Origin of the sequence: Methylobacterium sp. J-070, from assembly GCF_022829385.1 — a bacterium.
GTDB lineage: Bacteria > Pseudomonadota > Alphaproteobacteria > Rhizobiales > Beijerinckiaceae > Methylobacterium.
Genome location: NZ_JAKSXX010000290.1, coordinates 104807 through 118975, shown reverse-complemented (window position 1 = coordinate 118975; position 14169 = coordinate 104807). Strand labels below are relative to the sequence as shown.

At 70.8% G+C, this 14169-nt stretch carries 11 protein-coding genes; 8 read left to right on the top strand and 3 right to left on the bottom strand.

The window, feature by feature from the left end; all coding sequences use genetic code 11:
• Positions 1 to 196 precede the first annotated feature (196 nt).
• Both MKL01_RS32575 and MKL01_RS32570 read right to left on the bottom strand, forming a co-directional pair.
• Complete coding sequence (locus MKL01_RS32575; protein WP_243909307.1) at positions 197 to 1186, bottom strand: CmpA/NrtA family ABC transporter substrate-binding protein; 990 nt, start codon at positions 1184 to 1186, stop codon at positions 197 to 199.
• Positions 1183 to 1770, bottom strand: coding sequence for an ANTAR domain-containing response regulator (locus MKL01_RS32570; RefSeq protein WP_243909306.1), 588 nt, complete (start codon positions 1768 to 1770; stop codon positions 1183 to 1185). The genes MKL01_RS32575 and MKL01_RS32570 overlap by 4 nt, the downstream gene beginning before the upstream one ends.
• A gap of 244 nt (positions 1771 to 2014) precedes the next feature.
• Between MKL01_RS32570 and MKL01_RS32565 the strand changes: the two genes are divergently transcribed.
• From MKL01_RS32565 to MKL01_RS32530, 8 genes are all read left to right on the top strand, one after another.
• Entirely contained in the window at positions 2015 to 2632 is a 618-nt protein-coding gene (locus tag MKL01_RS32565) for a hypothetical protein (protein ID WP_243909305.1), read from the top strand.
• Positions 2633 to 2812: 180 nt separating this feature from the next.
• Positions 2813 to 4702 carry a glycoside hydrolase family 15 protein gene (locus MKL01_RS32560; RefSeq protein ID WP_243909304.1) on the top strand — a complete coding sequence of 630 codons (1890 nt, stop codon included), beginning with the start codon at positions 2813 to 2815 and terminating at the stop codon, positions 4700 to 4702.
• Entirely contained in the window at positions 4699 to 6774 is a 2076-nt protein-coding gene (tkt, locus tag MKL01_RS32555) for a transketolase (protein ID WP_243909303.1), read from the top strand. The genes MKL01_RS32560 and tkt overlap by 4 nt, the downstream gene beginning before the upstream one ends.
• A gap of 85 nt (positions 6775 to 6859) precedes the next feature.
• A complete protein-coding gene (locus tag MKL01_RS32550) occupies positions 6860 to 9706 on the top strand; it encodes a bifunctional transaldolase/phosoglucose isomerase (RefSeq protein WP_243909302.1) in 2847 nt (948 codons plus the stop codon).
• Between the two features lie 260 nt (positions 9707 to 9966).
• Positions 9967 to 10944 carry a phosphogluconate dehydrogenase (NAD(+)-dependent, decarboxylating) gene (gene gnd / locus MKL01_RS32545; protein ID WP_243909301.1) on the top strand — a complete coding sequence of 326 codons (978 nt, stop codon included), beginning with the start codon at positions 9967 to 9969 and terminating at the stop codon, positions 10942 to 10944.
• Positions 10945 to 10954: 10 nt separating this feature from the next.
• A complete protein-coding gene (gene pgl / locus MKL01_RS32540) occupies positions 10955 to 11680 on the top strand; it encodes a 6-phosphogluconolactonase (protein WP_243909300.1) in 726 nt (241 codons plus the stop codon).
• A gap of 109 nt (positions 11681 to 11789) precedes the next feature.
• Entirely contained in the window at positions 11790 to 12860 is a 1071-nt protein-coding gene (locus MKL01_RS32535) for an HD-GYP domain-containing protein (RefSeq protein ID WP_243909299.1), read from the top strand.
• Positions 12861 to 13098: 238 nt separating this feature from the next.
• Positions 13099 to 13620 (top strand): cysteine dioxygenase, encoded by a 522-nt coding sequence (locus MKL01_RS32530; protein ID WP_243909298.1) that lies wholly within the window; start codon positions 13099 to 13101, stop codon positions 13618 to 13620.
• A 52-nt stretch (positions 13621 to 13672) separates the two neighbouring features.
• Here the strand turns inward: MKL01_RS32530 and MKL01_RS32525 are convergent, their stop codons facing one another.
• Positions 13673 to 14134, bottom strand: coding sequence for an Lrp/AsnC family transcriptional regulator (locus MKL01_RS32525; RefSeq protein WP_243909297.1), 462 nt, complete (start codon positions 14132 to 14134; stop codon positions 13673 to 13675).
• Between the last annotated feature and the right edge of the window lie 35 nt (positions 14135 to 14169).

Sequence of the window (14169 nt, the reverse complement as noted above, 5' to 3'; positions counted from 1 at the left end):
GCGGGGCACCCTGCCCCCTCTGCACACATACCGTCGAAGCTCGACCCGCATGCGCGGATGCGACGTCAACGAGCCAGTATCGAGTCTGCGGCATCCGGGCATGGCGAAGTCACAACGAGCGAGACCGCGCGGCGTTCCGGGGTCGAAGCGCCTGACGGCCTGTGCAGGTGACGAAAACCGCCGCCTGTCGGCCGCCTCACAGGTCGGCGGCGGCGGCCCGGTAGATATCGGGCCTGTAGACGGTCTCGACGTCGCTCGGCCGCACGCCCTGCCCGGACCGCCGCATCTCCTGCGCGATCCAGCGGGCGTGCTCCAGGCTGGGTTCCTCGATCGGGGCGCCGAAGCGGAGGCGCTCGCCCGCGGGCATGTCCGCGGTCGCTTCGCTCGGGATCGCCGCGGCGAGGATGTTCGCGTCAAGATCGAGGTAGCTCCGGCGGGCGAGGCGCTGGATCAGCTCCGTCCGGTTGTCCGGATCCGCGCACCAGCGTCCGGCCCGCGCCACGGCCCGGACGAGCGGCAGCAGGGCATCGTCGAGCCGCTCCGAGACCGCCAGCACCTTCTCGGGCGCGTCCGGCGCCAGCGTACTGCCGAGCACCGCGATGCGGCCGTGGCCTGCCGCCGCCGCCACCGCGTTCCACGGGGCGCCCGCACAGAAGCCGTCGACGAGGCCGCGGGCGAGTGTCTCGAGGCTGTACTGGGGCGGGACCACCACGGTGCGGATCGCGGCGGGTTCGAGTTCGCCGGCCTCGGCGAACAGCCGCAGCTGGTAGGTGTGGCAGGAGAACGGATGGACGGTGCCGAGCGTCAGGGGCCGGCCCGCGTCACGACGGGCCGCCGCCACCCGCGCGAAGGCGCGGGCGATGTCCGCCAGACCGGTGCCGCCCGGCTGCATCTCGTCCCACAGGCCGCGCGACAGGGTGATGGCGTTGCCGTTGACGCTCAGCTGGAGCGGCACGATCAGGTCGGAGGGCGGCCCCGACAGGGCGAGCCGGCTGGCCATCGCCAGGGGGGCCAGCATGTGGGCGCCGTCGAGGTGGCCCAGCGCCAGCCGGTCGCGCAGCGTCGCCCAGGACGGCTCGGCGGTCAGATCGAGGTCGAGCCCTTCGGTCCGGGCGAAGCCGAGTTCGTGCGCGGCGATCAGGGGTGCGGCGTCGCAGAGCGGGACGTAGCCGAGCCGTAGCCTCATCCGAGCAGATCCGCGGTCGTGACGATGGCCCGGGCGATGTCGGCGATCTTGCGCTTCTCGTTCATCGCCTTGCGGCGGAGCTGCTTGTACGCCTCGTCCTCCGACAGGCCCTTCACGCTCATCAGAATGCCCTTGGCCCGCTCGATCAGCTTCCGGTCGGCGAGTTCGCCCCGCGCCTCCGACAGCTCGCGCTGGAGGCGCGCGAAGGCGTTGAAGCGCAGGATCGCGATGTCGAGGATCGACTTGATCCGCTCCGCGCGCAGCCCGTCCACCACGTAGGCTGAGATTCCGGCATCGACCGCCGCCTGCATCATGGTCGCGTCCGAGCGGTCGACGAACATCGCCACGGGCCGCTCGACCTGACGCGAGACCCCCGACATCTGCTCGAGAATATCCCGGCTGGGGCTCTCCAGATGCACGACGATCACGTCCGGCCGCAGGGCGTTCACGCGTTCCGTCAGGTCGGCCGTGTCCGGCATGATCACGACGCGGCCGACGCCGGCCGCGCGCAGCCCCTCCTCCAGGATCGCCGCTCGGGCGCGGCTCGGATCGATCACGGCGACGGTCAGGTTCGTTTCGGTCATCGGAGCCCGGTTCGGGGCGGGTCATCGCGGAGAGGCGCCGCGGTTCGGGCGTCTCGAGCCAAGCAAGGTATATGCCCTCCGGCGGGCGCCGCCGGGAAGCCCGCGCGGCCGGAGCCCGTCCGGCATCCCGGCCCGCACCGGAACGCGCCTCAGACATCACCGCGAAAGCAAACGGTCCAGCTTCCGCCGCAATGCTGGCCGCATCTTGAATGTGTTGAGGCGGTCACGGAGATCGGTGATTCGGATGCGCAGGCCAGATCAGCCCGCCCTCACGGACGCCGCGACCGGCCGCGTCTCGATGCCGTTCCTGCCGACGCTCGTCGTGGTGGCGATCCTGGGCATGGCCTCGCTCTACTGCCCGTCCTCCAGGCCGGTCCTGCCGGCATCCCTGACGGAGAGCGTCGGGCCGGTGGACCCGCTGTCGGCGCCGTCCCCCACCTACTTCGCACCTGCGGCTGCGCTCGTTTCCCAACCCGGCCGTCTCCCGGCCTCGCTCGCCTTCGCGGAGGCCTATCCCCTCGAAGCGCCGGCGGTGAAGCCCGTCGCCGCACCCGTCCGCATGGCGGCGCCGGCGCGGCCGCTGCCCCACTTCGCCGCCGCGAGCCGACGCGCCTGCCCCGGGCGCCGCTGCCCGGAGGTGCCGCAGCGGGTGACGGATCCGTTGGCCGCAGCCCACGCGGAGGCGTCCGAGCCTGCTGACGACCAAATCATCCCCCGCCAGGCACTGCCCTTTACCGACACGGTGGCGGAGACCCTGGCGCCCGCTGTCCGGGCCGTCGGGGATGCGGCCAACCTCGTGCGCACCGGTGCGACGGCGGTCCGGGGGTCGGTGGTTCTGGCGGTGGCCGACTGCCTGCGCTGACGGCCGTGCCGCACGTCCGGGACCGCCCGGTTCACGCAGCGCAAGATCCCCTATGATGCCGTGTCCGGTTCCGGAGTTGATCGGCCTCCGCTTGGGTGATGGTCTGGAACTCTCGATCCGCCGTCCTAGGTGCGTTGCAGCGGACGGTCCGAACCGGCCGCCGACCGGAGCCGGCGCCGGATGGCTGCACGCATCGAGGATTACGCACTCGTCGGCGATTGCCGCAGCGCCGCGCTGATCAGCCGGCAGGGCAGCGTCGACTGGCTGTGCTGGCCGCGCTTCGACGCGGCGGCCCTGTTCGCCGGCCTTCTCGGGACCGACGCGCACGGGTTCTGGAAGATCTTCCCCGAGGCGGAGAACGTCGAGACGCGCTGGTCCTACCGGCCCGGCAGCCTCGTGCTGGAGTCGCGACACATCACCCGCCAGGGTGAGGTCCTCGTCACGGACTTCATGCCGATCGGCGACGGATCGCATCTGGTCCGTCTCGTGGAGGGGGTGCACGGCCGCGTCGCCATGCGGATGGAGATGGCCGTGCGGTTCGATTACGGATCGGCCGTGCCGTGGGTATCCCGGTCCGAGCTCGGCGACCTGCGCGCGGTCTCGGGTCCGCACAAGGTGGTGCTGCGCACCGACGTCCATCTCAAGGGGTCGGACACGCAGACCACGGTGGCGACGTTCACCGTGCACGCCGGGGAGAAGCACCGCTTCGTCCTGAGCTACGGCGCCTCTCACGAGGACGATCCCGTGGCGATAGAACCCCGCAAGGCGCTCGACGCCACGGATCGGAGCTGGCGCGCCTGGTCGAGCCGCTGCGCCGGCGGGACCAGCTGGGACGCGATGCTCCAGCGCTCCCTGTTGACGCTCAAGGCGCTGATCTACGAGCCCACCGGCGGCATCGTGGCGGCGCCGACCGCCTCCCTGCCCGAGGGGCTGGGGGGCGAGCGCAACTGGGACTATCGGTTCTGCTGGCTGCGCGACTCGACGCTGACGCTGATCGCCCTGATGGATGCCGGCTATGTCGACGAGGCGCGCGACTGGCTCGGCTGGCTGCTGCGGGCGGTCGCGGGCAATCCGGAGCAGGCCCACATCCTCTACGGGATCGGCGGCGAGCGGCTGCTGCCGGAGATCGAGCTCGAATGGCTGCCCGGCTACGAGAACTCGAAGCCCGTGCGGATCGGCAACGCCGCCGCCAGCCAGTTCCAGCTCGACGTCTACGGCGAATTGTTCGACGCGCTCTACCAGGCCCATGCCCGCGGCCTGCCGGTGAGCAAGGACGGGCTGCGCGTCGGGCTGGCGATCCTCGGTCACCTCGAGCGGGCCTGGCGCGAGCCCGACGAGGGGATCTGGGAGGTGCGCGGCGGTCGGCGCCACTTCACCCACTCGAAGGTGATGGCCTGGGTGGCGTTCGACCGGGCGCTGCGCATGCATGAGATGCACGAATCCGGCGCCACCGAGGAACAGGCCAAGCGCTGGCGCGCTGTCAAAGACGAGATCCACGCCGAGGTCTGCGCGAACGGTTTCGACCCGGCCCTCAACAGCTTCGTCCAATCCTACGGATCGAAGGCACTCGATGCGAGCCTGCTGCTCATCGCCCATACCGGCTTCCTGCCGCAGGACGATCCCCGGGTGGTCGGCACGGTCGAGGCGATCGGCAAGGGACTGATGCGCGACGGCTTCATCCTCCGCTACGAGACGCAAGGGCAGACCACCGATGGGCTGACGGGCAGCGAGGGCGCGTTCCTGCCCTGCACGTTCTGGTACGTCGACAACCTGATCGGGCTCGGCCGCCGGGACGAGGCGCACGCCATCATCAACCGGCTCCTCGGCATCTGCACGGATCTGGGCCTCGTCAGCGAGGAATACGACGTGCAAGCCAAGCGTCTTGTGGGTAACTTCCCGCAGGCGTTCACTCACGTCGCCCTCGTCAACACGCTGCTCAGCTATACGCGTCGCGAAGGGCCGGCGGACCGGCAGGGTGGTAAGGCCAACGGAGCCCCTCCCGCCGTCCTGCGGCAGCGCGAAGCCGCGAAGCGGACCGCGCGAGGCGAACTGGAAGACACGACATCATGAGCGGCGCTGACACACCCGCCAAGGCGGCCCTCGCTGAGATCGATACGCTCAGCATCAACACGATCCGGACGCTCGCGATCGACGCGGTGCAGAAGGCGAATTCCGGTCATGCCGGCGCGCCCATGGCCCTGGCGCCGGTCGCCTATACTTTGTGGAACCATTATCTCCGCTACGATCCGGCGCATCCGCACTGGCCGAACCGCGACCGGTTCGTGCTGTCCTGCGGCCATGCCTCGATGCTGCTCTACGGGCTGCTGCATCTCGCGGGCGTCGCCCAGAGCGACGGCGGCAATACGCCGGCGGTGTCGCTGGAGGACATCAAGAAGTTCCGCCAGCTCGACAGCCGCACCCCCGGCCACCCGGAATATCACTTCACCACCGGCGTCGAGACCACCACCGGCCCGCTGGGCCAGGGTGTCGCCAACTCGGTCGGCATGGCCATGGGCAGCCGCTTCCTCGGCGAGCACCTCAACCGGCCGAACCTGCCGCTGTTCGACTACAACGTCTACGCGGTCTGCTCGGACGGCGACCTGATGGAGGGCGTCGCCTCCGAGGCGGCCTCCCTCGCCGGCCACCTGCGGCTCGCCAACCTCTGCTGGATCTACGACGACAACACCGTCACCATCGAGGGCCATACCGAACTCGCCTTCGGTGAGGAGGTGGCAACCCGGTTCCTGGCCTATGGCTGGCAGGTGCTGCGCGTCGCCGACGCCAACGACGTGCATGCGCTCTCCGGGTCGATCGAGACGTTCCTGGCCACCGGCGACCGGCCGACGCTGATCATCGTCAAGTCGGTGATCGGCTACGGGGCGCCGAAGAAGCAGGGCACGTCCAAGGCCCATTCCGACCCGCTGGGCGAGGACGAGGTGAAGGGTGCCAAGCGTGCCTATGGCTGGCCGGAGGACGCCCAGTTCCTCGTGCCGGACGGCGTCCAGGAGAATTTCCGGAACGGGATCGGCAAGCGCGGCGCCGGCCTCTACGACGCGTGGCAGGGCATGCTGTCCAAGGCCAAGGCGGCCGATGCCGATCATGCCGAGGATCTCGACGCCCTGCTGGAAGGCCGCCTGCCGGACGGTTGGGACCGGGACATCCCGGTGTTCGAACCCGACGCCAAGGGCATCGCCACGCGCGAATCCTCCGGCAAGGTGCTGAACGCCATCGCGCAGCACGTGCCGTTCCTGCTCGGCGGCTCGGCCGATCTGGCGCCGTCCAACAAGTCGAACCTGACCTTCGAGGGCGCGGGCTCGTTCGGGCCGTTCTCGCCCGGCGGCCGCAACCTGCATTTCGGCGTGCGCGAGCACGCCATGGGCTCGATCGTCAACGGCCTCGGGCTCAGCGGCTTGCGCGCCTACGGCGCCACCTTCCTGGTGTTCGCCGACTACATGCGCCCGCCGATCCGCCTGGCCTCGCTGATGGAACTGCCGATCTTCCACATCTTCACGCACGATTCGATCGGCGTGGGCGAGGACGGGCCGACCCACCAGCCGGTGGAGCAGCTGCTGTCGCTGCGCTGCATCCCGGGTCTCGTCACCCTGCGGCCCGCCGACGCCAACGAGGTCGCCGAGGCCTACCGGGTGATCTTCTCGTTGAAGGACCAGCCGGCGGTGCTCGCCCTCTCGCGCCAGCCCCTGCCGACCCTCGACCGCACCCGGTACGGCGCGGCCTCGGGAACCGCCAAGGGCGGCTACGTACTGGCCGACGGCGACGGCACCCCCGACGTCATCCTGCTGGCCTCCGGGTCCGAGGTGCAGCTCTGCGTTGGCGCCTACGAGGCACTGAAGGCCGACGGCGTGAACGCCCGGGTGGTGTCGATGCCGTCCTGGGAGCTGTTCGAGCGCCAGGACGCGGCCTACCGCGACTCGGTGCTGCCGCCCGCCATCAAGGCGCGGGTCGCCGTGGAGCAGGGCAGCGTGATCGGCTGGGACCGCTACGCGGGCACCGAGGGGGCGATCATCGGGATGAACACGTTCGGGGCTTCGGCGCCGATCAAGGACCTGCAGACCAAGTTCGGCTTCACCCCCGAGAAGGTCCTGGAGGCCGCCAGGGCGCAGGTGGCCAAGCACAAGCGGTGATGGCGGATGCGCGACGGTGCCCCTCCCCCCTCTGCGGGGGAGGAGAGCGCCCGGTACGTAGCGATACGCGAGACGAGGAACCGACATGAACGCGCTCAAGGCCCTGCACGCCGAACAGGATCAGGCGGTCTGGCTCGACTTCGTGGCCCGCGGCTTCGTCCAGAAGGGCGAATTGAAGCAGCTTGTGGAGCGGGATGGCCTGCGGGGCGTCACCTCCAACCCGTCGATCTTCGAGAAGGCGATCGGCCACTCGGAAGAGTACGACGAGGGCCTGAAGGCCATGCAGGCACACGGCGACAGCCGCGTCATCGACCTCTACGAAGGCCTGGCGATCGCCGACATCCAGGCGGCCGCCGACGTGCTGCGCCCGGTCTACGACGCGAGCGACGGCGCCGACGGCTACGTCAGCCTCGAGGTCTCGCCCTACCTCGCCCTCGACACCGACGAGACCCTCGCCGAGGCCCGGCGCCTGCACAGGGCGGTCGCGCGCGACAACCTGATGGTGAAGGTGCCCGCCACCCCCGAGGGCATCCCGGCGATCCGGCAGCTCACCAGCGAGGGCATCTCGATCAACGTCACCCTGCTGTTCTCGCAGGAGGCCTACGAGGCGGTGGCCCGCGCCTTCATCGACGGCCTGGACGCCCGGGCGAGGGCCGGCCACGACGTGTCGAAGATCGCCAGCGTGGCGAGCTTCTTCATCAGCCGGATCGACGTCCTGGTCGACAAGCTGCTGGACGAGAAGATCGCACAGGCCAACGACCCCGACGAGAAGATCGCCCTGGAGCAGCTGAAGGGCAAGGTGGCCATCGCCAACGCCAAGCTCGCCTACCAGCGCTACAAGCGCATCTTTTCCGAGGCCAAGTGGACGGCGCTCGCCGAGAAGGGCGCCAAGGCGCAGCGGCTGCTCTGGGCCTCCACGGGCGTCAAGAACAAGGCCTATTCCGACGTCCTCTACGTCGAGGAGCTGATCGGCCCGAACACCGTCAACACGATGCCGCCCGCCACCATGGACGCGTTCCGCGACCACGGCGTGGTGCGCGCCACGATCGAGGAGGACGTGCCGGGCGCCGAGGCCGTGATGGCGCGGCTCGCCCGGACCGGCATCGACATCGAGACGGTGGCCCGGCAGCTGGTGAAGGAGGGCGTCCAGCTCTTCATCGACGCGGCCGACAGCCTGCTCGGCGCGGTCGCGGGCAAGCGCGCCGCGCTGCTCGGGCACCGGCTGGACGGCCAGAGCCTCGTCATGGACGACACCCTCGCCACCGAGGCGAAGAAGACCGTCGAGGCGTGGCGCGCGAGCGGTTCGATCCGCCGGCTCTGGGCGGGCGACGCCTCGGTCTGGTCCGGCCACGACGAGGCGAACTGGCTCGGCTGGCTGCATATCGTCGAGGAGGAGCTGGAGAAGGCCGCCGACTACGCCGCCTTCGCCGAGTGGGTGAAGGCGGAAGGGTTCACCGATGCCGTGGTGCTGGGCATGGGCGGGTCGAGCCTCGGCCCGGAGGTTCTGAGCCTGACCTACGGCCAGCGCGAGGGCTTCCCGAGACTGCAGATCCTCGACTCGACCCATCCGGACCAGGTGCGCGCCCTGGAGGCGAGCATCGACCTGGCGAAGACGGTGTTCATCGTCGCGTCGAAGTCGGGCTCGACGCTGGAGCCCAACGTGTTCCGCGACTACTTCCTGGCCCGCGCCAAACAGGTGCTCGGCGACCGGGCGGGCGACCACTTCGTGGCGGTCACCGACCCGGGTTCCGACATGGAGCGCGCCGCGAAGGCGGACCGGTTCAAGAAAATCTTCTACGGGGTGAAGCAGATCGGCGGCCGCTACTCGGTGCTGTCGGCCTTCGGCCTCGTCCCGGCCGCCGCCATGGGCCTCGACGTCAAGGCGCTGCTGGAGACGGCCCGGATCATGGTCCGCTCCTGCGGTCCCGCCGTGCCGCCGGCCCAGAACCCCGGCGTGCTGCTCGGGACGGCGATGGGCGCGGCGGCGCTGGCCGGGCGCGACAAGGTCACGATCGTGGCGTCTCCCGCGATCGGGAGCTTCGGCGCCTGGGCCGAGCAGCTGATCGCGGAATCGACCGGCAAGCAGGGCAAGGGCCTCGTGCCGGTGGACGGGGAGCCGGTCGGCGTCCCGGCGGTCTACGGCCGCGACCGGTTCTTCATCTATCTCCGCCTCGACGGCCATGCCGAGGCGGCGCAGGACGAGGCGTTGCGGGCCCTGGAGCGGGATGGCCACCCCATCGCCCGCATCACCCTCGATTCCATCGAGCAGCTGCCGCAGGAATTCTACCGGCTGGAGATGGCCACCGCGGTGGCGGGCGCGGTGCTCGGCATCAACCCGTTCGATCAGCCCGATGTCGAGGCCAGCAAGGTCGAGACCAAGAAGCTGTTCGCGGAGGCGGAGCGCGACGGCGCCCTCCCGGCCGAGACGCCCCTCTACGAGGATGAGCAGGTCGCCCTCTACGCGGATCCGAGGAACGCCGAGGGGCTCAAGCCGGCATCGGAGGGGCTCGAGGCCGCCGTCAAGGCACAGGTCGCCCGGCTGAGGGACGGCGACTATCTCGGGCTCCTCGCCTACGTGCCGCGCAACGGGCGGACGGCCGGGATCCTCCAAGAGGGGCGGATCGCCGTGCGGGACGCCAGGAAGGTGGCGACCTGCCTGGAATTCGGGCCGCGGTTCCTGCACTCCACCGGTCAGGCCTACAAGGGCGGCCCGGACACCGGCGTGTTCCTGCAGATCACCGCGGAGCCGTCGCAGGACCTGGCGATCCCCGGCCGGACGCTGGGCTTCGCCACCGTGGTGGCGGCGCAGGCCCGGGGCGACTTCGCCGTGCTCGCCGAGCGCGGCCGGCGGGCGCTGCGGGTGCACCTCAAGGGGGATCTCGAGGCGGGGCTGAAGCGCGTCGCGGCGGCGCTGAAGGCGGCGGTTGCGTAGGTGCGGTAAGCGGGCCAGCCCCCCCTGTCCCGGGCGCACGCAGCGTCAGCGGAATGCGACCCGGGATCCGGCACAGGAAGACACGAAGCGTGCGCAGACTTCGAACTATGCCGCTTTCGCGGCGCCCGGTGTGGTTCGTCCCGGACCACCGTCCTCGACGTTCCAGGTGTCCGGGTAAGCGTTGCGTTTCGAGGGTTAGCCGTCGGTGAAGCCGTAGAACCTCCACCCCCTCCGCGGGGTCGATCGAAGGAAGAGCAGCGATGCAACTCGGCATGATCGGTCTCGGCCGGATGGGCGGCAACATCGTCCGGCGCCTCCTGCGCGATGGGCACACCGCCGTGGCGTTCGACCAGAACCCGGCGGCGGTCGCGGCCCTGGTCGAGGCCGGCGCAGTCGGCGCATCGAGCCTGGAGGATCTGGTCGCCAAGCTGGAGGCGCCGCGCTCCGCCTGGGTGATGCTGCCGGCGGGCGCGATCACCGAGCAGGCGGTCGAGACCCTGAGCGGTCTGATGCAGCCCGGCGACTGCGTCATCGACGGCGGCAACTCCTTCTACGGCGACGATGTCCGCCGTGGCATCGCCCTGAAGGCAAAGGGCCTGCACTACGTGGATGTCGGCACCTCGGGGGGCGTCTGGGGGCTGGAGCGCGGCTACTGCATGATGATCGGCGGCGATACCGAGACCGTCGACCGGCTCGACCCGATCTTCAAGACCCTGGCGCCCGGCATCGGCGACATCCCGAAGACCCCGAACCGGGATGGCCGCGACCCGCGCGCCGAGCAGGGCTACATCCATGCCGGGCCGACCGGCGCGGGCCATTTCGTCAAGATGGTCCATAACGGGATCGAGTACGGCCTGATGCAGGCCTACGCGGAGGGGTTCGACATCCTCCGCCACGCCAATTCCGAGGCGCTGCCGGCCGAGCGCCGCTTCGACCTGAACATGGGCGACATCGCCGAGGTCTGGCGGCGCGGCAGCGTCGTCTCGTCCTGGCTCCTCGACCTGACCGCCCAGGCGCTGGCGGGCGACGAGCAACTCACAGACTTCTCCGGCTACGTGGAGGATTCGGGCGAGGGCCGCTGGACCATCAACGCCGCCATCGAGGAGAGCGTCCCGGCCACGGTCCTGTCGGCCGCCCTCTATCGCCGCTTCCGCTCCCGGGAGCACGAGAGCTACGCCGACAAGCTGCTCTCCGCGATGCGCAAGGGCTTCGGCGGTCACCAGGAGCCGAAGGCCTAGGAACGCCCGCATGAGCCTTCCCACCGGTACCCATGTGCTGCCCGACATGGAGGCGGTCGCCCGGGAGGCGGCCGAACGGCTGATCGTGGCCTGCGGCGAGAACCGGTCCGAGCGGATCGCGATCTGCCTGTCGGGCGGCTCGACCCCGAAGACGCTCTACGGCCTCCTCGCCGGACCGGACTACGCGACCCGCGTGCCGTGGGAGCGGGTCCATTGGTTCTTCGGCGACGACCGGGTGGTCCCCTGGGACGACGCGCGCAGCAACGTGCGCATGGTCCGCGAGGCCTTCGGCCACGGCTCGCGGATCCCCGCGACCCACCTCCACTTCATCCCCTCCGACGAGGGCGCGGAGGCGGGCGCCCGGGCCTACGAGCGCACCCTCCTCGACTACTACGGCGGCGACACCCTGGTGCCCGATCGGCCGCTCTTCGACCTCGTGCTCCTCGGCCTCGGAGAGGACGGGCACACCGCCTCGCTGTTCCCCGGCAAGCCGGCGTCCGACGAGACCCGGAGGCTGGTCGCGCCCGTGCCGGAGGCCGGCCTCGCGCCGTTCGTGCCGCGGATCACCCTGACGTTCCCGGCCCTCGCCTCGTCCCGGCACGTCCTGTTCCTGGTGACGGGCGCGGGCAAGCGCGCGGCCCTCGCCCGCCTCGCCGCCGGGGACGACCTCCCGGCCGGCCGGGTGACGGGCGCGGGCAAGGTCGCGTGGCTGCTCGACGAGGCCGCGGCCGGCTGAGGGCGCCGCGCGCATTAGGGTCCGGCGAGATCGGCGTGGTAGGCAAGGGGAGCACCGCGCCGGTCGGACTCACCGCGTCGCGGCAGCGGCTTGTCGCCACCTGAGCCAGATGCACGCGGGCACCCTCGTCCTCTATACCGACCAGCCCACCCGCCGCACCGACCTCCTGCGCGCGCTTGAGCCGATCGCACCGTGCCTGGTGCTGCGTGCCGCCGAGCCGGCGCCTTCCGTCCCGTGCATCGCCCTCGTCGCCGACCTCGACCTGCTTCAGCCCTCGCCGTTCACCGGCCTGCGCATGCTGATCGCCGCGACGCCGGCGCTGCCGCGGATCTTCCTGATGCGGAGCATGGGCGCGCGCAGCCTGTCCGCGGCGCGCGGCCTCGGGGCGCGGCTCTGCCTGCCCGCCGATACGCCGCCCGCCACCGTGGTCGAGGCGCTGCGGGCGGAGCTTCGACCCCCGGCGCCGACGCGAGGGCCGAGCCCGGCCGTGCCCGGCGCGCCGCAGGTCGCCCGGGCGGCCGACCGGGCCGGCGCCGTCATCGCCACACTCCTCGATTCCGCGCGCACCTCCGGAACCGTCGACGCCGCCCTGATCGACGAGAGCCTCGATCCGATCCTCGGCGCGATCGGCGTCGCCGGTCTGAACGCGTGGCTCGAGACCGTCCGGGCCTACGACGACGCCACCTACCAGCATTGTCTGCTGGTGGCCGGCCTCGCCGCGACCTTCGCGATCGACCTCGGCTTCTCGGCCTCGGACCGCCAGTTGCTCGTTCGGGCCGCCCTGGTCCACGACGTCGGAAAGGCCAAGATCCCGCTGGAGATCCTGAACAAGCCCGGGCCGCTCGATCCCGCGGAACGGGCGGTGATGTGCGAGCACGCGGCCCTGGGGCACGCGATCCTGGTCAAGGCCGGCGGGTTCGACGAGACCGTGCTCGGGGTCGTGCGCCACCATCACGAGATGCTCGACGGCTCGGGCTATCCGGACGGGCTGAAGGGTGCCGCCATCACCGACACCGTCCGGCTGATCACCGTCTGCGACGTCTACGCGGCCCTGGTGGAGCGCCGCCCCTATCGCCCGCCCCTGCCGGCGGTCGAAGCCATGCGGATCCTCCACGGCATGGAGGGCAAGCTCGACGGTGACCTCGTGCGCGCGTTCGCACGTTCGGTCGCGGGGTCCTGATCGCGCCGGGTCCCGGCGTACGGCGCTTCCGACTCGCCTGACGTTGCGCGTCGACGCAGGAACGCCGGCATCGTTTTCGTAGGATGGCCAAGGGGCGCAATGGAATTCGGTCTGCGGCCGCATCGGAGCAATTGGTTTGCGCGCCGCGGGCGATTGGGCGTCGCGTTCGCAACCGGATGCCGGTGCGGACGCGCTACGCTGCGGGCAGCCTGATGAAGGGCGTTCGCGGAGCCCGTCGATGTCGCAGCTGTTCGTTCCGGCCGAAACCGCGGCGCTGATGGCGGACCTGGCCGTATCCGCCCGCCGCTCGCCCGACGCCTATCTCGCCGCCGCCCGGGCGACGCTGAACCGGATCCTCTCCCGCCCGGACCTGCTCGACCCGTCACGGCTGTCAGCCCGGAATCCGGGCCTCAGCCGCAACCTGCTGTTCGGCACGGGGGAGATCAGCGTGTGGGCGATGGTGTGGAGCCCCGGCACGGTCACGCCGGTGCACGATCATCATTGCTCGTGCTGCTTCGGCCTGCTGCGCGGCGCGTTGCGCGAGACCTGGTACCGCCCGATCAGCGACACGCACGCGGTGCCGACCCTGGATGCCGTGCGGGAGGCGGGCTTCGTGGCCTGCATGCTGCCGTCCGGCCCGAACCTGCACCGGATCGCCAATGACAGGCCGGAGGAGGCCGTCTCGATCCACGTCTACGGCTACGATCACCGCACCCAGGATACCTCGATCCATCGGACCTATGAGGTGGCTGCGGGCTGAGCCGCGGCGGACCGCCGGCCCTGCCGGTCCGTGCCCGCGAGGCGATCCGGCCTCACGCCATGTACAGTGTCGGCACGGCGGTCGTGTACTTCATCTCCTCCATGGCGATGGAGGAGGACAGGTTCGAGAATTCGAGCTTGGCGATGAGGCGCTGGTAGAGGGCGTCGTAGGCCTCGATGTCGGGCACCACGATGCGCAGCAGGTAATCGACCTCGCCGGTCAGGCGCCACGCCTCGACGATCTCCGGGAAGCCGGCGACGACCCGGCGGAACGCGTCGGTCCAGTCGGCGGCGTGGCGTGGCGCCTTCACGGCCACGAACACCGTGGTCGACACGTTGACCTTGCGCCGGTCCACCAGGGCGACCCGGCGCCGGATGACGCCCGACGCCTCCAGCTTCTTCACCCGGCGCCAGCAGGGCGCCGCGCTGACGCCGACCCGCTCGGCGAGTTCGGCCACCGGGAGCGTCGCGTCCTGCTGGAGGACGTCCAGGATCTTCCGGTCCACCGCGTCCATAGCGTCGATGCTCCCGCCCGAGACCTGAGGCCGGG